Here is a 21,345-nt window from a genome sequence, read left to right as displayed (position 1 = left end):
GACCTACCCGCAGACAAAACCCAACTTCCCCAACAAGACGCATCTCCGACCTCCACCCGCCCCGCCCCGCCGGCCTCGGCCACCCGGGTGGCCGAGGCCGATGACGCCTCACCGGTCAGGACCAGCACCCGCGTCCGCGGCGCGACGGCCGTGAACCGGCCGATCGCCGAGATCCCGTCGCCGTCCGGCAGCCGCCGGTCCAGCAGCACCACGTCCGGCTGCAGGCGCGCCGTGTCGGCCACCGCCGCCCCGATGGACGCGGACCGCGCCACGACCTCCACGTCCCGTGTCCGGTCGAGGGCCAGCCCGAGCGCCTCGGCCACCATGTCGTGATCCTCGACCAGCAGCAACCGGATCGGCGGGGAGTCTCCGGGGGACGGGGACTCTCCGGGGGGCGGTGACATCACGGGAATCCTCACGACGACGATGCGCGACGACGTTGCCGGCATGCCCATTCTCCCGCGTCCCTCACTCCTCAGTCACGCCGGGTGCCACGGCGGTGACACCCGGATGTGCCCGGCATGACATGCCACCGGGCCAAGGGGTGACCACCGCCCGGATCTCAGGTGGCTCCCTCCAGCCGGGTGACGGAGCCGCTGATCGCCACCGGGTTCCTGATCAGGTTGAGGATGGGGCCGACGCGTTCCACCTCGGCGTGCAGCCGCGCCAGGTCCTCGTCGGACGCGGGCGACGACAGCCGCACCTCGTAGCGGAAGTCGTACGGTGCTCGGGAGAGCCCGGGCCGAGGCTGTATCCGGCGAGGCCGGGGCCGCTGTCGCTGATGATCTGGAAGTCCCTGATCCTGATGCGGCGCACGCCGCTGCGGCCCTCGGCGGTGACGTGGGCATGCAGCGGCACGGGTCCGTTCGACGGCGCGGCGCGCCGGGCGAGCAGCGCCTCGCCCCCGCTGACCGAGAACGTGGCCTCCCAGACGGCGCCGAGCAGCCGCGGCGCGGCCGGGTAGAGCCGGTTGCCGCCGCCGAGGTCGCCGCCCGACCAAGGGTACGGCGGGCGTCAGGCCCACCACGCGGGCTCGCCGGCGCCCTCGTCGGTTCGGCGTCGTCGGGTTCGGCGTCGTCGTCGGGCAGGTCGTACCAGTGGACGTCGCCGGGGAACTCCTCCGGCTCGCTCGGCCCCTGGGTCGGGACCGGTCTGGTGGTGGTCACGGAGGATTCCTCCAAGGGAGGCACGCCGGTGCGCCCGGCGCGCAGGAAGCACCAAAGGGTAACCCCGGGCGGGAACTCCGTCCCGCCAGGCGTTCTCCCAGCCGCACGGCCGGTCAGCGGCCTTCGGCGGGCGGGGTCAGGGCGGCGGTGGGCAGCGGGATCGCGGGGAACGGGTTGTCGGGCAGCAGGATCACCCGGCGCGCCCGGGCGGCCTGGCCGGCGGCGTCGAGATGGAGCAGCGCCGCGCCGATGCCGGCGGCGCCGACCATGTAGCCCGTGTCCGCGCTGACCTCCTCCGGCCGCAGCCGCCGGTACGCCTGGTACCACCGGTAGCCGTGGCCGTCGTGGTCGGTGGCGCGGCCGATGAGGTTGCCGGCCAGCGTGCGGGCGAAGTCGAGGTGCGCCACCCGCCCGGTCGCCGCCCAGAGGCCCACGAACAGCTCGATCAGGCCGGCCGCCCCGCAGCACTGGCAGGCCGCGTTCCAGTAGCCCTCGGTCTGCCGGTACGGCACGCCGCTGCTCGTGATGCCGCGCGCCAGACGCTCCACCCAGTCCAGGTCACGCGGGTCGCCGGCCACCTGGTGCAGTTCGTGGAACATGCGCGCCACCCCGGCCGAGCCGGAGCAGAAGCCCAGGTAGTGCAGCCCGCGGGCGTGCGGCACGTGGTGCGGCACGACCGCGCGGTCGCCGCTCACGATGCTCACCTCGCGCACGAAGTCGGCGCCGCTGCGGGCGGCCCGCAGGAAACGGTCGTCGCCGCTGACCCCGTACAGGCGGGCCAGCAGGAACGCCGTGCCGGCCGTACCGGCGAGGAAGCCCGGCGTGACCGCGTCGAGCGGCAGGTCGGCGCAGTCGCCGAAGCGGTGGCCCGGCACGGGCAGCCGGGCGATGCGCAGGCCCGCCTCGACGGCGAACTCCTCGTAGGCCGGCACGCCCAGGTGGGCGGCGGCGCGCAGCAGGCCGAGGACGATGCCGCCGTCGCCGCGCTGCGCCGGGTCGGGCGACCAGCCCGCCTCGCCGTCGGCGGTGCGCCCCCGGCTGACGATGAGGTCGGCGATGGCCCTCGCCTCGGCCTCGAACGCGGCCTCGCCGAGTGCCCAGCCGGCCTCCATGAGTGCGATCATGACGCCGGTCAGGCCATGGTAGAGGGAGAGGTCGCCCTGGTCACGCCAGGTGGCGGCGAGGCGGCGGGCCCCGGCCCGGGCGTCGTCGAGGTACGCCTCGTGACCGGTGGCGGCGGCAAGTTCCAAGAAGAACAGCACGATGCCCGCGCCGCCCGAGTAGAGCGACCAGGGCTCCTCGGGGGTGGCAGCCGGTCGCCCCCGGGGGTCGGGATTGGCGCGCCAGTACCGCCCGTGCTCGTCGTCGACCGCCGCCGACCTGATCCACTTGCCGGCCAGGATCGCGGCGGTCAGCGGGGATTCCGCGCGGGCGCTCGGCGAACGGGTCCTGTCCAGACTCATGACTAGATTATCCCACACATTTGGTAGGAAAATAAGGATTGCTTGGTACTGGAGAGAAGGAAGGATGAGGACGATGCCGCTGCCCCACTTCCTGGTGATCGGCGCCCCGAAGGCCGGTACGACGGCCCTGCACGCCGCGCTCCAGCAACACCCCCGGCTCCACCTGCCCCAGGTCAAGGAGCCCAAGTTCTTCCTCACCGACGGGCCGCCTCCCACCCGTGGCGGCCCCGGCGACGCGCCCACCTACCGGGAGCACGTCTGGCGCAGGCAGGACTACGAGGCCCTCTTCGCCGGCGCGCCCCCGGGCACCCTGCTCGGCGAGGCCACGCCGTTCTACCTGTACGACCTCGACGCGCAGCGGCGCATCCACACCCTCATCCCGCACGCGAAGCTGATCGCCATCCTGCGCGACCCGGTCGAGCGGGCCCACTCCAACTGGACCCACCTGTGGTCGGCCGGGCTCGAACCGATCGGCGACGTGGTGCGGGCCTGCGCCGACGAGCGTCGCCGGATCGCGGCCGGGTGGGCGCACTTCTGGCACTACGTCAGCCTCGGCCGCTACGGCGAGCAGCTCAGCCACCTGTACACCCTCTTCCCTCGCGACCAGGTTCTCGTCTTCCGTTACCGCGATCTCGTGGACCGGCCCGCCGACACGCTGGACCGCATCTGCGGGTTCCTCGGCGTCGAACGGGGCCTACTGACAGAGGTACCCCGGGAGAACGTGACGGCCCACCCGGAGGGGGGCGGGCGGCACAGCCTGCTGTCGGCGGCGGCGCGGGCGGCGCGTGTCCTGCCCCACGGGCTGGAGCGGGCGCTGAACCGCCGCCTGGAGCACCTGCTCCAGCGCCGCGGCAACCCGCGCCGCCCCCTCACCTGGGAGCAGCGGCGGGCCCTGATCCCGTACTTCGTGGAGGACGTCGAGCTGCTGCAACGGGTGACGGGGGCCGACTTCAGCGACTGGCTCCAACCCCGCGAACGCTCGGGCGGCCTGGTGGGCGTCAGGCCGCCGGGCCAGCGCCAGTCCCGCAACGGCCGCCCCAAGCCGCTCTGAGTCCCGGCCCACACCTCAAGCCCGAGCCCCGAACCCACGCCCCGAAGGGGCCGCGACGGGGGCTCGGCGGTGAGGCGCGGGGTCAGGCGGGGCGGAGCTCCGTGCGGAGCTCGTGGCTGCCGTCGGCGCAGGTGTACTCGTAGTACAGCCGAACCCCGCCCTCCGGCAGGTCCACCACGTCGAGGTAGCGCAGCCCGCCGCCCCCGTGCGGGGAGGAGGCGGCGGGGGCGTCGCCCAGGGGGGTCAGGGCCGCGGGGTCGGCGCCGAACGCGACCCCGGTGCGCTCCTCGTAGTTCTCCGCCGCGCTGGCCCGGCCGTCGTAGAAGGCGAGCACGCCGGCCGAGGTGAAGCGCACGGCGCTCACCCGGGTGCCGCGCGAGTCCCAGACGCCGGGACGGCCGCTCAGAGCCGTGCCCTGCCAGGTCCAGGTGAGGCCGTCGTCGCTGGTCGCGTAGTCGGTGACCATCTGGTCGGCCTCGTCCGGGTCGGCCAGCGGGTGGCAGGACGCCCACAGGTGCCAGGTGCCGCCCCGCCGTACGATGACCGGGTCCTTGACCCCCGTCTTCGGGTCGCCGGGCAGGACGGTGACGCGCCCGGCCGGGTCGAAGGAGGCGGGGTCGTCCGCTTCGAGGACCTCGACCCGCCAGTGCTTGGTGCCGTGCGTGGCGCAGCTCAGGTAGAGCCGCCAGCGCCCGTCGGGCAGGCGTACGAGCGTGGGACGCTCCAGCGACTCGGCGTCCATCTCCTCGCGCGTGATCGTCAGCAGCGGCTCGAAGCGCTCGCCGTCGGCGGAGCGGGCGACGACGACGGCGTGGCCGCGCCCCTCCCCGATGGGCCGGCGCAGCCGGTACGCGAGGTGGACCACTCCGTCGTGCGCCACGGCGCTGGGCGCGCCGACCCAGTGCCCGGCGCCTGCGACCTCGGGCGCGATCGCGGCGACCGAGCGCTCAGGGGAGGGAAGGAACGTCTCCACGGCGGGAGCGTTCCCGTCTTCGATCAGCATGGGCACGAGGGTAGGCGGCGAGACGGGGAGCTTCATACGGATGCGCCCTTCATTGGCGTCGAGATCAAGATCCTTGACTAATCCATATATTCCCTATTGCTTTCATGGGAAATATAGCGCATCATCGAGGACGCTGACGGGATCGGCGATGGGCGGGCGGAGGGACTGGGGGTGCCTCCGCCCGTCTCCCGTCCCACGATCTCGGACCGCTCATGCTCAGGAGAGGTGCTCCTTGATGGCGGCGACCTGCTCGCGCTGCTCCTCGACGAGCCGGCGGGCCAGCTTGACCGTGGGCGCGTGCTTGCCCATGGCCTGCGCGACCTCGGACATCTTCACACCGGTGTCGAGGTGGTCGGCCAGCGCCTTCAGCCACGCGCGGTCGAACGCGGCCCCGGACAGCCCCTCCATCGCCTCCACGTCCTTGGCCGACGCCATGCCCGGCATGTCATGACCGGCGTGGCTCTCGTCCGGCACCTCGGCCTTCCACGAGCGCAGCCACGACGTCATCTGCGTGATGTCCTTCTTCTCGCCGGCGATGAGCTTCCGGGCGAGGTCGCGCACGTACGCGCTGCCGCCGCGCTCGGCCGCCGGCTCGGCCAGCTTGATCGTCAGCCGGTGGTGGACGATCATCTCCTGCGAGAACGTGACGTCGGACTCCGCGTGCCCGTCCTCCGTCGCCGCCCCGGCCACCGCCGCGGGCGGAGCCGGCTGGGCGGGCTGAGCCTGGGAGGCCGCGGCGCATCCGGCGACGAGCTGGACTCCCAGCACGGCCAGAACCGCAATGATGCGCTGCTGAGGCATGGTCGCTCCTCGGGGGGTGGGGGCGTGGGCCGGGCGGACCCGTCGCTCCGAGGTACGCGCCACCCGCCGCACCGGTTCACGGCTCGGGTTAGTCTCCCGCTGTGACCTCGGTTCTGATTCTCAACGGCCCCAACCTCAACCTGCTCGGCACCCGCAGGCCGGAGATCTACGGCTCCGCCACGCTGGCCGACGTGGAGGAGCTGTGCCGCCAGGAGGCCGGCAAGCTGGGCCTGGACACGGTGTTCCGGCAGTCCAACCACGAGGGACAGCTCGTCGACTGGATCCAGGAGGCGGGCGCGGAGGTCAAGGCGGGCCGGTGCATCGGCGCGGTGTTCAACGCCGGCGCCTACACCCACACCTCGGTCGCGCTGCACGACGCCATCGAGGGCGCCGAGCTGCCCGTGGTCGAGGTGCACATCTCCAACGTCCACCGGCGCGAGGAGTTCCGGCACCACTCGTACCTGTCGCCGGTCGCGCGCGGCATCGTGGTCGGCTTCGGCGTGTACGGCTACGCCCTGGCCATCAACGGCCTGTACCACGCGACCCGGGCGTAGGACGACGTCCCCGCCCAGGCAGGCTTCGGCCCACCCGGGACAGCTCCCGGCCGTCCACAGCGCGTGGGCGCTCGCCGACGGCCGTACGATCGTGCTCATCACCCACCGGCCGGCCGGCGTCCGCTACGCCGACCGGATCTACGTCCTCGACCACGGGCACGTGGCCGAGCACGGCACACACGAGGAGCTGATGGCACGCGACGGGCTCTACGCCGACCTCTACACGTTGCAGGCGTCGGCCTACCAGGAGGTGTCGTGATCGTCCTCGCGTCGGCCCACCTCGCGGTGGCGGCCGTGCTGCTGGGGGCGGCGCTCGGCAAGATCCGCGACGTCCGCGCGTTCGCGACGACGATCGCGGGTTACCGGGTGATGCCGGCCCGGCTGGCCCTGCCCGCGGCCGTGGCCGTGCTCGTCACCGAGGTGGCGGCGGCGGCGCTGCTGCTGGCGCCGGGGCCGCGCCGGTGGGGGGCCGTGGTGGCGGCGCTGCTGTTCGCGGTGTTCCTCGGGGCGATGGGGTCGGTGCTGCGGCGTGGGCTGAGCGTGGGCTGCGGCTGCTTCGGCGGCCGTGACCTCGTCGGGCCGGGCACGATGGCGCGCACGGGCGTGCTCCTGGTGCTCGCGCTCATGGCGGTGGCGGCCGGGCCGGCGCCGTTCGCGCCGCTCCAGGTGCCGGTGGCCGTCGCGCTCCTGGGGGTCGCGTTCGTGCTGCCCGTCCTGCTGCCCGGGCGCGGACGGCACGGCCCGGGCGGCGGGCGTACCGGCAGGTCCGGCGGTCCTGCCACCAGAGGCCGGCTCGAACAGGGGCCCCGGCCCGGGACACCCTTCGTCCTGGAGGGCGCGCCGGAGCGGACCGCCGACCAGGTCCTGTACGCGCTGGTCTCGCCGGGGTGCGGGCTGTGCACGACGATGCTGCCCCACTTCACGGCCGTGGCCGCCCGGATGGAGGTCGTGCTGGTCAGCGCGGCCCCCAAGGACGGGTCCTTCGGCGCCGGCGGGCCGCCGCTGGTGGTGGACCCGGACGTGTACGACCGCAACGACATCCTCTGGCCGCCGTACGCGGTGGTGACGGACCGCCAGGGCACCGTCCTCGCCGCCGGGGGCACCGCCGACCCGGCCCAGCTCCAGGCCGTCCTCGACAGCGCCGCCTCCCCGCACCCGTCCTAGCCGCACGAACGTGTCTCAGCCGCACGAACCTGCCTCAGCCGCACGAACCTGTCTCAGCGGTACGAAGCGGTCCTGGCCGTACGAAGCGGTCGGCCGGGGCGCGGTCAGAAGCTGCGGGAGCGGCGCAGGCCGGCCGGGCGCCCGTCAGGGTCCACGGCCACCCGGTACAGCGGCATGGCCAGCAGCTTGCGGAAGCGCCCCAGCTCCGGAGCCGGGTGCGGGCGCAGGCGGCCGGGCGGCCGGGCGCCCCGGCGCTCCTCCCTGTGCCAGGACTCCAGGCGCCGCGCCGCCTCCGCGAACGCCTCGAAGGCCGCCTTCGGGTCGCACAGGTCGTCCACGTCGGCCGGGTCGCGGTCCAGGTGCTCGGCGGCCAGCGCGAGCCGCAGGTCCCGGGCGAAGCGGCGGGCGCCGGCGGGCGGGCGCGGGTCGGGTTCCTCGTCGAGGACCGCGCAGCTCAGCTCCGAGTCGTACGTCCACGACCGCAGGTTGACGTTGTCGGACCCGACGCTCGCCCACACGTCGTCCACCACGCACACCTTGGCGTGCACGTAGACCGGCGTGCCCGCGTGGTTCTCCAGGTCGTACACCGCGACCCGGTCGCCGCCCGCCTGCTGGAGCCGGTCGAGGGCCTCGCTGCGGCCGATGAGGCTGGCGGGGCCGGCCAGCCAGCCGTCCTGGTCCGGGTGGCGGGGCACGACGACGATCATGCGCAGCCCGTCCTCGCGCTCCAGGGCCTCCGCGAACGGCTCGATCACCTCGGTGGACCACAGGTACTGGTCCTCCAGGTAGACGAGGGAGCGGGCCCTGCGCAACACCTTCCGGTAGGCCCGGGCGACGCTCCGCTCGCCGCGCGGGGCGAAGGGGTACGGGCGCCGCCGGTACGGATACGTCCGCAGGAGCTGCACGGCGTGCGTACCGGCCCGGCCCGGAGCGGGGCCCGGCGGAGGCAGCGGAGGCACGTCGTCCATCCGTTCCAGGTGGTCGCGCAGGCGCCTCAACGGCTGCCGCGTCTCCGGGGCCGGGTCCTCCCACCGCTCGCGGAACACGGTCTCCACCTCGGCCACCGCCGGGCCGTGGATCGCCGCCTGGACGTCGTGCCAGGGCGGGCTGTCGCCGTACACGTCGGGCATGGGCGCGGCCTGCGGATCGCCGTGGTGGGAAACGTCGTCGCGGCGGCTGTGACACAGGTCGACGCCGCCGACGAAGGCCACGTCGCGGGCGGGGTCGCCTGGGCGCCGGATCACCACGAACTTCTGGTGGTGGGCGCCGCCGGGCCGTACCCGCGTGTCGAGCAGCGCCTGGCCGCCGGCCGCCTCGATCTTCTCGCCCAGGTGCCGGTTCTCCGCGGCGCTGAAGCGCAGCGCGTCCAGATGGGAGCGCCAGATCAGCCCTCTGACCAGCGCTCCCCTGGTGGCCGCCCCGGACAGCGCGTCGGAGATCCGCGGCCCGCCGTCGGTGAGCCGCTCGTCGGGGTCGCCGCGCCAGTCGGCGAACAGCACCAGGTCGTCCTCGCGCACGCTCTCCAGGCACGCCAGGAGCTCGGCGAAGTAGGTCGCCCCGTGGATCAGGGGACGCACCAGGTTGCCCGTGGTCCAGGCGCCCAGCCGGGTGGACGGGTTGCCGCGTTCCTCCTCTGTGAGGAACCAGTCAGCGAGGTCCATTCGCTGACGGCTACCCGGTGGCCGTCCGGGCATGCGTCAGCAGCGTCCACAGCCGCTCGGGCGTCAGCGGCGTGACCGTGATCAGGTCCGCGACCTCGGGCAGGGCGGCGGCGACCGCGTTGGCGATGGCGGCGGGCGGCCCGATGGTGCCGGCCTCGCCGACGCCCTTCATGCCTCCCGGCGTGACGGGCGAGGGCGTCACCAGGCTCGCCAGCCCCAGGTTGGGCACCTCCCTGGTCGTGGGCAGCAGGTACTCGGCGATCGGCTGGCCGTCGTCGGTGTAGACGATCTCCTCGGTCAGCGCCATGCCGATGCCCTGCGCGATGCCGCCCGCGAGCTGGCCGTCCACGATGGCCGGGTTCACCTGCACGCCGCAGTCGTTGACCGCCCAGTAGCCCTCCACCTCGACCGCCCCGGTCTCCGTGTCGACGGCCACGGCCGCCGCGTGTGCGCCGTAGGCGTAGGTGTAGGCGGACGGGTCGTACACGGCCCGTTCCTCCAGCCCCGGCGAGGCGCCCTCGGGCAGGTCCCAGCCGCGCCACGCCGACGTGGCGACCTCGCGCAGCGTCAGCGAGGCGCGCGGGTCGCCCTTCACGCGCACCGACCCGTCGGTGATCTCCAGGTCCTCGGGCGCGGCCTCCAGCCGGTGGGCGGCGAGCGCCAGGATCTTGTCCCGCAGGCGCCCCGCCGCCTGGGTGAGCGCCGCCCCGCCGACGGCGAGCGACCGGCTGGCGATCGAGCCGATCGGCGAGTACGGCGTGGCCGCCGTGTCGCCCAGCACCACCCGCACCCGTCCCGGGTCGACGCCCATCCGGTCGGCGGCGAGCTGGGCCAGCGTCGTCTCGATGCCCTGGCCGATCGCCGCCACGCCGGAGGCGACGACGACCGAGGCGTCGGGCTCCATGCGCACCACCGCGATCTCGTAACCGCCCGCGAGCTGGCCCGTGGTCTTCATGTCCTTCGACGGCCCGAGCCCGGTCGCCTCCACGTGGCACGAGTAGCCGACGCCCCGCCTGCGCCCGTCGCTCCACTCGAACGCCCGGCTGCGCTGGACGCCCTCGGACACCAGGTCGCGCAGCGTGAGCAGGGCCCGCGGGTAGTCGCCCGAGTCGTACGGCTGGTAGAGCCGCGACACGCACGGCAGCTCGTCCGGCCCGAGCAGGTTGCGCAGGCGCAGCTCCACCGGGTCGAACCCGAGCCGCCGCGCCGCCTCGTCGATCAGCCGCTCCCGCGTGTAGGTCGCCTCCGGCTGGCCGAACCCCCGGTACGAGCCGGTCGGCGTGGTCGTCGTGACGACGCCGCGCACCCGTACCGCCGCCCGGTCGAACCGGTACGGGCCGGGCAGCAGGATGGCGGTCACCGAGAACGGCGAGATGCCGACGTTGGACGGGTGCGCCCCGATGTCGCCGATGACGTCGGCGTGCAACGCCACGAACCTGCCGTCCGCGTCCAGCGCCAGCCGCGCCCGGTGGAGGGCGGCCCGGGCGGGCAGCGTGGCGACCAGCCGGTCGCCGGGCGACTCGGTCCAGCGCACGGGCCGGCCGCCGAGGCGCATCGCGGCCAGGCAGACCAGCGCCTCGTCGGGGTAGAGGTGCTCCTTGCCGCCGAACCCGCCGCCGGTGTCGCCGCTGATGACGCGTACCCGGTCGTGGGTGAGCCCGAGCGCGTCCGCCGCGTGGTCGCGCACGTGGTGCGGCGCCTGCGTGGAGGTGCGGATCGTCAGCTCCCCGTCGGCGTACGTGGCGACGAGCGCGCGCGGCTCCATCGGGTACGGCGACGCCCGGCCGTACCGGAAGGCCAGCTCGACCACGTGCGCGGCGCCGGCGATGGCCTCCTCGCAGTCGGCGTCGCCGAGGACCGAGTCGGTGAGCACGTTGGAACCCCAGTCGGGGTGCAGGACGGGCGCGTCCGCCTCCAGCGCCCGCTCCACGTCCACGACCGGGGGCAGCTCGTCCAGGTCGAGGTCCAGCAGCGCGGCGGCGTCCGCGGCGGCCTCGGGCGTCTCGGCGACGACCACGGCGAGCGGCTGCCCCACGTACCGGATCGTCGCGTCCAGGGCCGGGTAGGAGGTGTCTCGCTGCCCCACGGCGAGCGTCACGCACGGCAGCCGCACGTCGAGCGCGTCGGCGGGCGTGATGACGTCGAGCACCCCCTCGGCCGCCAGCGCGGCCTTGGCGTCGCACCCGGCCAGCCGTCCGTGCGCGACGGGGCTGCGCACCACGACGGCGTGGGCCGTCGCGGGGAGCCGCACGTTGCCCGCGTACCTGGCCCGGCCGGTCAGCAGCCGGGCGTCCTCCCGGCGGGGCGCGCGCGCCCCCACATGTCCACCCTCGTCCTTGTCCTCACCCATGGCCTCGATTGTGAGCGCCGTCACCCGGCCGGTCCATACACGACGCGGTCACAGACCGTATCCGGACGGACTCAACGGGACGCGCGCCACTCCGCCACGATCGCGTCCACGTCGTACGGGAGCAGGTTGAGCGGCGGACCGGACAGCCCGGTGCGGATGGCCTCGCGGATCCGGGCGTTGATCTCCTCGACCACCTGCCGCACCTCCCGCTCCGAGCGGGCGGCCCGCGCCTCGGCCAGCGCCTCCTCCGCGTCCTTGCGCAGGGCGAGCGTCGGCGGCAGCGGCATGGACAGTCCCTCGCTGCGCAGCTTCTGCTTGATCCACCACATCTCGTCGTACGGCTTGTCGAGATCGGGCAGGGGCTTGCCCTTGCCCGGCAGGTCGTCGAACTCGCCGCGCTCCTCCGCCTCGCGGATCTGCCGGTCGATCCACGACTCGAAGTTCACCCCGAACGGCTTGCGGTCGCTCACGACGCTGCTCCTCCCGATGGCGGCGGCCCTGTGATCCAGGCTACGTGCCCCCTGCGGATCATCAGCGGGGAGCGTGATGGAATGACGGGAGCAGGTGTCGCTGAAGGAGGCTCCGTGGCCATCGTCTCGCGCGGCTTTCGCGGCCGGCCCAGGGCGGGTGGCGACCGGCTGCCGCCCGGCCAGTACCTCGTCGAGGACTTCCCCGTGCTGTCGGCCGGGCCGACGCCCCGCGTGCCGCCCGACCGGTGGGAGTTCGCCATCGACACCGAGGACGGCCGGACCCACCGCTGGTCGTGGCAGGAGTTCAAGGAGCTGCCGCAGGAGCGGCCGGCCGTGGACATCCACTGCGTCACCAAGTGGTCCAAGCTGGACACCCACTGGGAGGGTGTCTCGCTCGACGTGCTCTTCGAGGACGTGGAGAGCGCCGCCGAGTACGCGCTGGTCCACTCGTACGGCGGCTACACCACCAACCTGCCGGTCGAGGACCTGCTCGACGGCAAGGCATGGATCGTCCACAGCTTCGACGGCGAGGAGCTGTCCCCTGTCCACGGCGGCCCGGCCCGGCTGCTCGTCCCCCACCTGTACTTCTGGAAGTCGGCCAAGTGGGTGCGCGGCATCCGGCTGCTGAACGAGGACTGGCCCGGCTTCTGGGAGACCGCCGGATACCACGAATACGGCGACCCGTGGCGCGAGCAGCGCTACGAGGGCGACTAGTGGGGCGGCCCCCGGCCCGCCGCGCGAGCTGGAAGGCCGCCCGGCTGACCGAGGTCCGCGACGAGACGCCGACCGCGCGCACGTTGCGCCTCACGGTGCCCGGCTGGCCCGGTCACCTCGCGGGCCAGCACGTGGACGTGCGCCTGACCGCCGAGGACGGCTACAGCACGCAGCGCAGCTACTCCCTGGCCGCCCCGGCCGACGGCGACGTCGTCGAGCTGACCGTGGAGCGCGTGCCGGACGGCGAGGTCTCGCCGTACCTGACCGAGATCATGGAGGTCGGCGACGAGGTCGAGATCCGCGGGCCGGTCGGCGGGTGGTTCGTGTGGCGGCCGGAGAGCACCGCGCCGGTGCTGCTCGTCGCCGGCGGGTCCGGGGTCGTGCCGCTGATGGCGATGCTGCGCGAGCGCCGCCGCGCGGGCAGCCGCGTGCCGTTCCGGCTGCTCTACTCCCTGGGCGGCCCCGACGGCCGCTACTACGCCGACGAGCTGCGCCGGCCCGGCCCGGGGGTGGACGTGACCTACCTCTACACGCGCAGCACGCCGGACTCCTGGCCCCGGCCGGCGGGGCGCGTCATGCTGGACGACCTCGCCGAGGGCGGCTGGCCGTCCTCGTTCGAACCCGACTGCTACGTGTGCGGGCCGACGGGGTTCGTGGAGGCGGTCGCCGACCTGCTGCTCGCGCTCGGTCACGCTCCCGAGCGCATCCGCACCGAACGCTTCGGCCCCACCGGGGGCTGACCCGACGCTTCGGCCGCACCTTCCGGCCGACCCGACCACCAGGGGGCAGGCATGACCGCTGATCACCTCGACGGCAACGCTCTGGCCGGTCCGCTGGCCGAACTGTTCGCCGTGGACGTCACCACGGCGACCGGCCGGTGCGCGAGCTGCGGCCTGGCCGGGCCGATCGCCACGCTGCACGTGTACGGCCCGGAGCCGGGACTGGTGGGCCGCTGCCCGGGCTGCGAGGAGGTCGTGCTGCGGATCGTGCGCGGGCCGGGGAGCGCGTGGCTCGACCTGCGCGGCGCCCTGTCGCTCCGGGTGACGCTGCCGGACTGACGGCGGGGACGGCCGGCGGAAGGACGGCCAGAGGGACGGCAAGACCGGATTAGCCGGACATTTCGTCGTCCTTACATCGCCCATACGCGAGATAAGTACACTCGGCGTGGTTCAACCGGCCGACATCTGCACCACCAGGCTCCAGGCCACGGGCGGCGCCCTCGGCCCCGTCCCTTGGGAGTCATGTGAGCAGCGGGCTGGTCGACGCGCCCCCATCACCGCCGTCCGGGTCGCACGGGCCGGCGCGGCGTGGCCGCGGGCGCTGGGTGCGGTGGGTCGTCGTGGTCGCCGTCACGGTCGTCGTGCTGATCGCGGCCGGCGCGGTCGCCGTCTTCGCCCGCCTGAACGGCAACATCAAGCACACCGACGTCACCGCCGAGGACCTCGGCGCGACCCGCCCGCCCAAGGTCGCGGGCACCGCGCTCAACGTGCTGATCGTCGGCTCCGACCAGCGCAACGGCAAGAACGCGAAGTACGGCCGCGTCGCCGGCGAGCGCACCGACACCATCATGCTGGCCCACCTGTCCTCCAAGCGGGACAACGCGATGGTGGTCAGCTTCCCCCGCGACTCCCTGGTCCAGCTCCCGGCCTGCCGCGCCAAGAACGGACTGCCCGGCCAGCAGGCCCACCTCGGCATGATCAACGAGTCGTTCAACTCCGGCGGCATCGCCTGCACCTGGCGCACCGTCGAGTCGCTCACCGGCATCCACATCGACCACTTCGTCAAGGTGGACTTCACCGGGTTCAAGAGCATGGTGGACGCCATCGGCGGCGTCCAGGTGTGCCTGCCGCAGGCCGTCAACGACAAGAAGGCGCTGCTCCACCTGCCCGCCGGCCGCCAGAACCTGAACGGCGAGCAGGCGCTCGGCTACGTGCGCGCCCGCTACAGCCTCGGCGACGGCTCCGACATCGGCCGGATCCAGCGGCAGCAGATGTTCATCGCCTCCATGGTCAAGAAGGTGATGAGCGGCGAGACCCTGACCGACCCCGCCAAGCTGCTCGGCTTCCTGGACGCGGGCACCAAGGCCGTCACCACCGACCCCGGCCTCACACCGGGCGTGATGAAGGACCTGGCCACGGGCCTCCAGGGGCTGAACGCCGGGAAGATCCGGTTCATCACCACGCCCTGGCACTACTCGCTGACCCAGCCCGGCCGCGTCGAGTGGGTGCAGCCGCAGGCGGGCAAGCTGTTCCAGATCGTGGCCAAGGACCGCGATCCCGGCGGCGTCAAGGGCGGCCAGACCAAGGTGGCCCGCTCCAAGGTGCAGATCGAGCTGCGCAACGGCACGTACCGCGGCGGGCTCGGCACCCAGGTGGCCGCCGCCCTGGAACAGCGGGGCTACCACATCACCAAGGTCGGCGACACGGCCCGCAAGCCGTACCCGAAGACCTCGGTCTTCTACTCGCCGAACGGCGAGACCAGCGTCCCCACGCTGACCAAGGACCTGCCGGCCGTGACGCCGCGCGCCGTTTCCGGGGCCCGGACGAGCCGGCTGATCCTCGTCATCGGCGACGACTGGAAGGGCCTGAAGCCGCTGCGGGCCGACGACACCGAGGCGATCACCGGCTTCGACGCCACCCACGACACCTGCGCCGCCACCTGACCGGGACGTGCAACCGGATCCCCCATGCCCGCCGAAGGCGAGGGCAGGAGGTGTCCATGACCACGGACCACGACGGCCCCGCTCACCCCGGCGGCACGTACGACACCGACTGCGCCGTCGTCGGGGGCGGGCCGGCGGGTGTCGTCCTCGCCTACCTGCTGGCGCGCGGCGGGGCGCGGGTCACGCTGCTGGAGTCGCACGGCGACTTCAACCGCCGCTTCCGCGGCGACTCCATCGCCCCCGCGGTCCTCGACTACCTGCACACCCTCGGCCTGGCCGACGAGATGCTGGCGACGCTCCCCCACACCGTGGCCCGCAGCTTCGTCTGGCGGGCCAGGGGACGCGCCTACACCCTGGCCGACTACCGCCGCGCCAGCCCCCGCTACCCCTACTACGCGCTCATCCCCCAGGCCCGGTTCCTCCCCTTCATGGCCGGGAAGGCCGCCGCATATCCGGGCTTCGAGCTGCGGATGCGCGCCCGCGCCGGGCGGCTCCTGCGCGACGGGGACGGACGGGTGAACGGCGTCGCGTACACCGAGGACGGCGCCGCCCGCGAGTTGCGCGCCCGCCTGGTGGTGGCCGCCGACGGCCGCAACTCGAAGCTGCGCGCCCTCGGCGGTTTCCAGGCGACCGAGCTGGGCGCGAGCCTGGACGTGCTGTGGCACGCGGTCCCCCGGAGACCGGACGACCCGGCCCTGTCAGGACTGCAACTGGTGACCGCGCCCGGCGCCCTGCTGGCCGTCCTGAACCAGGACACGAGCTGGCAGCTCGGCTACATGATCGCCGCCGGCAGCCACGGACAGGTGCGCGAGCGGGGCGTCGGTCCGGTCGTGGAGGCGTTCGCGCGGGAGCTGCCGTGGCTGCGCGACCGGCTCTCCTCGCTGACCGACGTCAACCAGCTCACGCTGCTCCCGGTGCGGATCACCGCGGTCGACACGTGGTACCGCCCGGGGCTGCTGCTCATCGGCGACGCCGCCCACGTGATCTCCCCCGTCGGCGGGAACGGCATCAACCTCGCCATCGCCGACGCCGCGGCCACCGCCAACGCGATCCTGCCCTGTCTGCTGAACCCCGCCTCGTCGCCCGCCGCGCTGGACGCGGCCTGCCGGGAGGTGGAGGCGGTCCGCCGCCCGCCGACGGACCGGGAACAGCGCAGCCAGCGCCGCGCGGAGCGCGCGGCCGGGGCCCGGCTGGCCAAGGGGACGACCGCGCCACCGCTGATCTTCCGCCTGTTCGACCGGGTGCCGGCGATCGCCACCCGCAACGGCCGGCAGAACGCCTCGCTCATCCGCGTACCGCCGCCCCGGCCGGAGATCCTGCGGGCGTGAACCCCGCTTCAGACGCCGGGCCTGGTGCGCAGGGCCGGCGTCATGGCCCGGACATGACGCCAGGCGAGGGGGCGACGCCCCGTCCGTCTTCGGACATAAAGCCCTATACAGTCCTCTTCCATGCTGTACGGCAGAGCCGCGGAGACCGCCGCGATCACCGACCTGCTGGCTTCGGCCGCCGCCGGGGAGGGCGGGGCCCTGGTGCTGCGCGGCGAGGCCGGGGTCGGCAAGTCGGCCCTGCTCTCCCTGGCCGCCTCCCTGACCCGCCCGCCGTCCTCCCCTGACGGTCCGCCTTCTCCCCTGGACCACCCGCCGTCCTCCCCTGACCATCCGGCTTCTCCCCTGACCCGCCCCTCGCCCTCCTCTCCTGACCATCCGTCTTCTCCCGTGGCCCGCCGCTCGTCCTCGCCGGCCGGTCTGTCGTCATCCTCGGCCCGTCCGTCCTCACCGGAGAGCGCCTCGGGACACGCCATGCGGGTGCTGCGCGCCGGAGGGGTAGAGCCGGAGGCGGACCTGGCGTTCGCGGCGCTCCACCAGCTCCTGCGGCCCGTGACGGGCCTGCTGGAGGCGCTGCCCGGGCCGCAGCGCGACGCCGTCGCCGGGGCGCTCGGCCTGGCCGCGCCCAGCTCGGACCGGTTCCTCGTCTCGGCCGGCGTGCTGTCGCTGCTGGCCGAGGCGGCCGTACCGGACGGGCTGCTGTGCCTGGTGGACGACGTTCAGTGGCTCGACCGGGCGTCGGCGGACGCGCTGCTGTTCGCGGCCCGGCGGCTGCGTACCGAGGGCGTGGTGATGCTGCTGGCCGTACGGGGCGACATGCCGGTCAAGGGGCTGCCGGAGCTGCGGGTGGGCGGGCTCGACGCCGCGAGCGCGGGCGACCTGCTCGGGTCCCGGGCGGCCGTCGCGCCCGCCGTACGGGATCGGCTGGTGACGCTGTCGGGCGGCAACCCGCTCGTGCTGCGCGAGACGGCCACCCGGCTGACGGCCGGACAGCTCTCGGGGCAGGCGCCGCTGCCGGACCCCTTGCCCGGGGGCGAACAGCTCTTCGGCGACCAGGTGGCGGCATTGCGCGAGGCGGCCCGGCTGGTGCTGCTGGCCGCGTCGCTGGAGAGCGACCTCGACGTCACCCTGCGCGCGTCGGCCCGGCTGCTGCGAGCTTCAGAGGGGTACCGCGCGACGCGCTTCGCCGAGACGCCCCACCCGCCGAAGGGAACCGGCCAGGCGGCATCCGGGGCGCGGGAGACCGTGGCGGTGGCCGGGTTGCAGGAGGCGGAGGCGGCCGGACTGGTGGCCGTGGAGGGGACGGAGGTCCGGTTCCGGCATCCGCTGGTGCGGTCGGCCGTCCACGCGTGGGCGGGAACGGTGCGGCTGCGACAGGCGCACGCGGTGTTCGCGGCGCTGGTCGAGGGCGACCGGCGGGCCTGGCACCTGGCCGCCGCCTCCCTGGGCCCGGACGAGGACGTGGCCGCCGCCCTCGCCGTGTCGGCCGCGCGGGCCCGGGCGCGGGGCGGTTACGGAGACGCCGCCACGGCCCTGGCCCGGGCCGCCGAACTCACACCCGAGCCCGTCCGACGCGCGGAACGCCTGGTCGAAGCGGCCACGGCCGCCTGGCTCGCCGGCCGTCCCGGCCAGGCGCAAACCCTCCTCGCGGAGGCCCGCGAACTGGCCGAGACCCCACCCACACGCCCCGCCCCCCCGACCGGTCACCCGCATGAGGACCGCCCCCCGTCCCAGGACGCGCACCCCTTGGCGGGGGCACCTCAGACGGAGGCCCCTCGCGCAGGGGCATCTCGCACGGAGGCGCCTCGCGCAGCTCGCGTAGAAGGCCTGCACGCGCCCGACGAGGCCCCGCCCGAGGCGGACGGGCCCTTGGCGGAGGGGCCGCGCGACAAGGTGGACCTGGGCGACAACGCGGACCTGGGCGAGCAGACGGACCTCACCGACAAGCCGGACCAGGGCGACAGGGCGGGCCTGGTCGGGGAGATCGCGCGGTTGCGGGGGCGGTTCGAGTTGAACTCGGGGGACGCGGCCGAGGCCGTGCGGATCCTGAGCGGCGGCGACTCCCTGGAGGCGCTGGCCGACGCGTCCGAGGCGGCGAGTTACGTGGGCGACGTGGCCGCCATCGTGGAGCTGGGCCGTCGGGCGCGTGCCCACCCCCGGGGCTTCCTGCGTGACACCGTGGCCGGCATCGGCGCCGCCATGGACCCCGAGGGCGTCGACGGTGAGGAGCTGCTGCGGGCGGCGCTGGCCCGTACCGGCGAGCTGCGGGAGGCCGCCGAGTTCCTGTGGGCGTGCGCGGCGGCCAGCTACCTGGGCGAGGCCGACCTGGCGGCCGAGCTGGCGGGCCGGGCCGGTGCTGTGGCGAGGATGTCGGGCATCGTGGGGCAGCTCCCGGTCGTGCTGGAATTCGTCGCGACGGCCGAGCGCATCAGGGGACGGCTGGCCGAGAGCGCCGCGATCGCCGAGGAGGGCCTGACTCTGGCCCGGGAGGCCGGCTACACGAACTCGGTCAGCGCCCACCTCGCGAACCTCGCCGTCGTGGCCGCCCTGCGTGGCGAGGAGGAGGGCTGCCAGAGGTACGCCGCCGAGGCCCTGGCCATCGCCATCCCGCACCGGGTCGGCCTGCGGGCCGGCGTCGCCGCGTACGCGCTGGCCATGCTGGACCTCGGGCTGGGCAGGTTCGAGGCGGCGCACGCCCGGTTCGTGGCGATCACCCGGGCCGGGCCGGGGGCCGGGCATCCGACCGTGGTGTGGCGTTCCACCCCGGACCGGGTGGAGGCGGCCGTGGCGGCGGGCGAGCCGGAGGCGGCGCGCGAGGCGGTCGAAGGGCTGGAGCGGTGGGCGGCGAGCGCCACGACGCCCGAGGCGAGGGCGCTGCTCGCCCGGTGCCGCGCGTTGGCGGGTGGCGGCGACGCGCTGTTCGAGGAGGCGCTGCGCCTGCACGGTGAGCCGTTCGAGGGGGCGCGCACGGCCCTGCTGTACGGCGAGCGGCTGCGCCGCGCGGGGCGGCCGGGGCAGGCGCGGGCGCACCTGCGGGCGGCGATGGAGGCGTTCCAGCGGCTGGGCGCCGAGCCGTGGGCGCGGCGGGCGCACGGCGAGCTGCGGGCGGCGGGCGAGACGGCGGCCCGGCCGGAGAGCGACGCGCTGGCGGCCCTCACGCCGCAGGAGCTGCGCATCGCGCGGCTGGTCGCGGCGGGCGCGTCGAGCAAGGAGGTGGCCGCGCAGCTCTTCCTCAGCCCGCGCACCGTCGAATACCACCTGTACAAGGTGTATCCGAAGCTCGGCATCACCTCGCGCACCGAACTGGCCCGGCTGCTGTGACCCCCGCGGACCCGCCGTGAGCCCGGGTGGCGCCCCCGCACACCCCGTAAGTCCTCCGTACCGAAGAAGCCCAGTAGTCCTACTGAAGGCGTACCGGCCCCGGCGCGAGAGAGTTCAGGCATGCAAACGAACCTGATCGACATCGACGGCGTCCAGCTCCACACCGAGGAGTTCGGCGACCCGGACGGCATCCCGATCCTGCTGGTGATGGGCTCCATGTCGCAGGGCGTCCTGTGGCCCGACGCGTTCGTGGGGCGGCTGGCGGCCGGCGGCCGGCGGGTGATCCGCTACGACCACCGCGACACGGGCCGGTCGTCCGTCTTCGACTTCGCCGCCCAGCCGTACACGTGGGACGACATCAAGGACGACGTGCTGCGGGTCATGGACGCGTACGGGCTGGAGAGCGCGCACCTCGTCTGCCACTCGGCGGGCGGGCTGCTCGGCCAGCTCATCGCGGTCCAGCATCCCGAGCGGGTGCGCACGCTGACCGTGATCGGCTCCTCCCCGCTCGGCGGGCACGAGGGAGCGGTGATCATGCGGGCGCTCATGGGCGAGCCGCAGCCGGAGGGCAGCCTGCCGCCGCCCACGCCCGAGTTCGTCGACCACTACCGCAAGGTCATCGCGAGCCCGCCGCCCGCGAGCCGGCGCGAGCAGATCGACCGGATGATCGAGGATGCGCGGGTGCTGCACGGCACCGCTCTGCCGTTCGACGAGGACGCCGAGCGGCGGCTCCAGGAGCGCATCTTCGAACGGGCGCGCGACCTCGCCGCCGTCGCGAACCACCGGCTGGCCGCCGCCGCCAAGCCCGACTTCGAGCCGGAGGGCGTGCTGCACCAGGTGAAGGCGCCGACGCTGGTCGTCGAGGGCACACACGAACCGGCCAAGCCGGGGCACAGCGCGATCATCGCGGAGCGGATCCCGGGCGCGCGGCTGCTCATGGTGGAGGGCATGGGCCACACCCTGCCGCCGGAGACGCACGAGGAGCTGGCCGGCGCCGTCCTCGCCCACACCGCCGGCCCGGCGTGATCGCGCCGGCTCAGCCGGCGGCGAACGCCGACAGCGCGGCGAGCACGTCCACGACCTGGCGGGCGTCGGGCGTGCTCGCCGGGTCGAGCAGCCACTGGAGCATGAGGCCGTCGGAGACGGCGATGAGCACGGACACCAGCGCCTCCGGCGTGACCGGCGAGCCGGGGCCCAGGTCGGCGCCCGCCCGCCGCAGCATCTCGACGCCCGCCTTGCGCGCCCGGGCGTAGGCGGCGGCGAGCTTCTCCCGCAGCGCGTCCTCGCGCAGCGCCGCCGGGTACCCCTCGACGCAGACGACGAGCTGGGGCCGCATCTCCTCGAACACGTCGACCAGCGCCACCATGGCGCGCTCCAGCAGCTCGCGCGGCGAGCCGAGACCGGCGCCGAAGATCTCGTCCTCCACGCGGTCGGTCCACTTCTCAAAGCACACGATGATGGCCTCGTTGAGCAGCGCGTCCTTGCCGCCGAAGTGGTAGCCGATGGACGCGAGGTTGGTGCCGGACGCGGCCACCAGGTCGCGCGCCGTCGTACGGGCGTAGCCCTTGTCGCGCAGGCAGCTCACCGCGGCGGCCAGCAGTCGTTCCCGGTATCCGCCGGCCTCTGTTCGTGACACGGGA

At 74.3% G+C, this 21,345-nt stretch carries 20 protein-coding genes and 1 pseudogene; 12 read left to right on the top strand and 9 right to left on the bottom strand.

Annotated elements, in window-relative coordinates; all coding sequences use genetic code 11:
• Both AB0H81_RS24390 and AB0H81_RS24385 read right to left on the bottom strand, forming a co-directional pair.
• A partial coding sequence (locus tag AB0H81_RS24390; RefSeq protein WP_358378694.1) for a response regulator transcription factor occupies positions 1 to 350 on the bottom strand: 350 nt, incomplete at its 3' end.
• A 212-nt stretch (positions 351 to 562) separates the two neighbouring features.
• The gene (locus AB0H81_RS24385) at positions 563 to 703 is read right to left on the bottom strand and encodes a hypothetical protein (protein WP_358378691.1); all 141 of its coding nucleotides are present in this window, start codon (positions 701 to 703) and stop codon (positions 563 to 565) included.
• 78 nt (positions 704 to 781) lie between these two features.
• On the opposite strand from AB0H81_RS24385, the gene AB0H81_RS24380 reads away from it, so the two are divergent.
• Positions 782 to 964, top strand: a complete 183-nt coding sequence (locus AB0H81_RS24380; protein ID WP_358378689.1) for a hypothetical protein — start codon at positions 782 to 784, stop codon at positions 962 to 964.
• Positions 965 to 1,279: 315 nt separating this feature from the next.
• On the opposite strand, the gene AB0H81_RS24375 is transcribed toward AB0H81_RS24380, so the two are convergent.
• On the bottom strand, positions 1,280 to 2,629 hold the full coding sequence (locus AB0H81_RS24375; RefSeq protein WP_358378686.1) for a lanthionine synthetase LanC family protein: 1,350 nt from the start codon (positions 2,627 to 2,629) through the stop codon (positions 1,280 to 1,282).
• A 73-nt stretch (positions 2,630 to 2,702) separates the two neighbouring features.
• Here AB0H81_RS24375 and AB0H81_RS24370 point away from each other — a divergent pair, with 73 nt between their 5' ends.
• Complete coding sequence (locus tag AB0H81_RS24370) at positions 2,703 to 3,680, top strand: sulfotransferase (protein ID WP_358378683.1); 978 nt, start codon at positions 2,703 to 2,705, stop codon at positions 3,678 to 3,680.
• Positions 3,681 to 3,762: 82 nt separating this feature from the next.
• On the opposite strand, the gene AB0H81_RS24365 is transcribed toward AB0H81_RS24370, so the two are convergent.
• Together AB0H81_RS24365 and AB0H81_RS24360 are read right to left on the bottom strand one after the other, a co-directional pair.
• Positions 3,763 to 4,683 carry a hypothetical protein gene (locus tag AB0H81_RS24365; protein ID WP_358378680.1) on the bottom strand — a complete coding sequence of 307 codons (921 nt, stop codon included), beginning with the start codon at positions 4,681 to 4,683 and terminating at the stop codon, positions 3,763 to 3,765.
• A 216-nt stretch (positions 4,684 to 4,899) separates the two neighbouring features.
• Positions 4,900 to 5,484, bottom strand: a complete 585-nt coding sequence (locus AB0H81_RS24360) for a DUF305 domain-containing protein (RefSeq protein ID WP_358378678.1) — start codon at positions 5,482 to 5,484, stop codon at positions 4,900 to 4,902.
• A 101-nt stretch (positions 5,485 to 5,585) separates the two neighbouring features.
• Here AB0H81_RS24360 and aroQ point away from each other — a divergent pair, with 101 nt between their 5' ends.
• From aroQ to AB0H81_RS24345, 3 genes and pseudogenes are all read left to right on the top strand, one after another.
• Positions 5,586 to 6,038: a type II 3-dehydroquinate dehydratase gene (gene aroQ, locus AB0H81_RS24355; protein ID WP_358378675.1), complete on the top strand. Its 453-nt coding sequence runs from the start codon at positions 5,586 to 5,588 to the stop codon at positions 6,036 to 6,038.
• 73 nt (positions 6,039 to 6,111) lie between these two features.
• Positions 6,112 to 6,297 (top strand): annotated as a pseudogene (locus AB0H81_RS24350) (metal ABC transporter permease); the annotation flags it as partial.
• Positions 6,294 to 7,202 carry a MauE/DoxX family redox-associated membrane protein gene (locus tag AB0H81_RS24345; protein ID WP_358378673.1) on the top strand — a complete coding sequence of 303 codons (909 nt, stop codon included), beginning with the start codon at positions 6,294 to 6,296 and terminating at the stop codon, positions 7,200 to 7,202. The pseudogene AB0H81_RS24350 and the gene AB0H81_RS24345, both read left to right, overlap by 4 nt.
• 104 nt (positions 7,203 to 7,306) lie before the next feature.
• Here the strand turns inward: AB0H81_RS24345 and AB0H81_RS24340 are convergent, their stop codons facing one another.
• Genes AB0H81_RS24340 through AB0H81_RS24330 form a run of 3 tightly spaced genes read right to left on the bottom strand, consistent with a single transcriptional unit; the run spans position 7,307 to position 11,683 of the window.
• Positions 7,307 to 8,863 (bottom strand): phospholipase D family protein, encoded by a 1,557-nt coding sequence (locus tag AB0H81_RS24340; RefSeq protein ID WP_358378670.1) that lies wholly within the window; start codon positions 8,861 to 8,863, stop codon positions 7,307 to 7,309.
• 10 nt (positions 8,864 to 8,873) lie between these two features.
• Positions 8,874 to 11,237, bottom strand: a complete 2,364-nt coding sequence (locus AB0H81_RS24335; protein ID WP_358378667.1) for a xanthine dehydrogenase family protein molybdopterin-binding subunit — start codon at positions 11,235 to 11,237, stop codon at positions 8,874 to 8,876.
• A 47-nt stretch (positions 11,238 to 11,284) separates the two neighbouring features.
• Positions 11,285 to 11,683, bottom strand: a complete 399-nt coding sequence (locus tag AB0H81_RS24330; RefSeq protein WP_358378664.1) for a DUF1992 domain-containing protein — start codon at positions 11,681 to 11,683, stop codon at positions 11,285 to 11,287.
• 114 nt (positions 11,684 to 11,797) lie between these two features.
• Here AB0H81_RS24330 and AB0H81_RS24325 point away from each other — a divergent pair, with 114 nt between their 5' ends.
• The 7 genes from AB0H81_RS24325 to AB0H81_RS24295 all read left to right on the top strand — a co-directional run bounded on the left by AB0H81_RS24325 (position 11,798) and on the right by AB0H81_RS24295 (position 20,731).
• On the top strand, positions 11,798 to 12,397 hold the full coding sequence (locus tag AB0H81_RS24325; protein WP_358378661.1) for a sulfite oxidase-like oxidoreductase: 600 nt from the start codon (positions 11,798 to 11,800) through the stop codon (positions 12,395 to 12,397).
• On the top strand, positions 12,397 to 13,137 hold the full coding sequence (locus AB0H81_RS24320) for a ferredoxin reductase (protein WP_358378658.1): 741 nt from the start codon (positions 12,397 to 12,399) through the stop codon (positions 13,135 to 13,137). The genes AB0H81_RS24325 and AB0H81_RS24320 overlap by 1 nt, the downstream gene beginning before the upstream one ends.
• 51 nt (positions 13,138 to 13,188) lie before the next feature.
• Positions 13,189 to 13,455 (top strand): DUF6510 family protein, encoded by a 267-nt coding sequence (locus AB0H81_RS24315; protein WP_358378655.1) that lies wholly within the window; start codon positions 13,189 to 13,191, stop codon positions 13,453 to 13,455.
• 185 nt (positions 13,456 to 13,640) lie between these two features.
• Entirely contained in the window at positions 13,641 to 15,059 is a 1,419-nt protein-coding gene (locus AB0H81_RS24310) for an LCP family protein (protein WP_358378652.1), read from the top strand.
• A 56-nt stretch (positions 15,060 to 15,115) separates the two neighbouring features.
• On the top strand, positions 15,116 to 16,387 hold the full coding sequence (locus AB0H81_RS24305; RefSeq protein WP_358378650.1) for an FAD-dependent monooxygenase: 1,272 nt from the start codon (positions 15,116 to 15,118) through the stop codon (positions 16,385 to 16,387).
• A gap of 120 nt (positions 16,388 to 16,507) precedes the next feature.
• A complete protein-coding gene (locus AB0H81_RS24300; protein ID WP_358378647.1) occupies positions 16,508 to 19,705 on the top strand; it encodes a LuxR C-terminal-related transcriptional regulator in 3,198 nt (1,065 codons plus the stop codon).
• 120 nt (positions 19,706 to 19,825) lie between these two features.
• Positions 19,826 to 20,731 carry an alpha/beta fold hydrolase gene (locus AB0H81_RS24295; RefSeq protein ID WP_358378645.1) on the top strand — a complete coding sequence of 302 codons (906 nt, stop codon included), beginning with the start codon at positions 19,826 to 19,828 and terminating at the stop codon, positions 20,729 to 20,731.
• A gap of 10 nt (positions 20,732 to 20,741) precedes the next feature.
• Here the strand turns inward: AB0H81_RS24295 and AB0H81_RS24290 are convergent, their stop codons facing one another.
• Positions 20,742 to 21,341 carry a TetR family transcriptional regulator C-terminal domain-containing protein gene (locus AB0H81_RS24290; protein ID WP_358378642.1) on the bottom strand — a complete coding sequence of 200 codons (600 nt, stop codon included), beginning with the start codon at positions 21,339 to 21,341 and terminating at the stop codon, positions 20,742 to 20,744.
• Between the last annotated feature and the right edge of the window lie 4 nt (positions 21,342 to 21,345).

Origin of the sequence: Nonomuraea sp. NPDC050691, from assembly GCF_040654455.1 — a bacterium.
Classification (GTDB): Bacteria; Actinomycetota; Actinomycetes; order Streptosporangiales; family Streptosporangiaceae; genus Nonomuraea.
The sequence above is the reverse complement of the archived record's forward strand: the minus strand, read 5'-3'. Positions and strand labels throughout refer to the sequence as shown.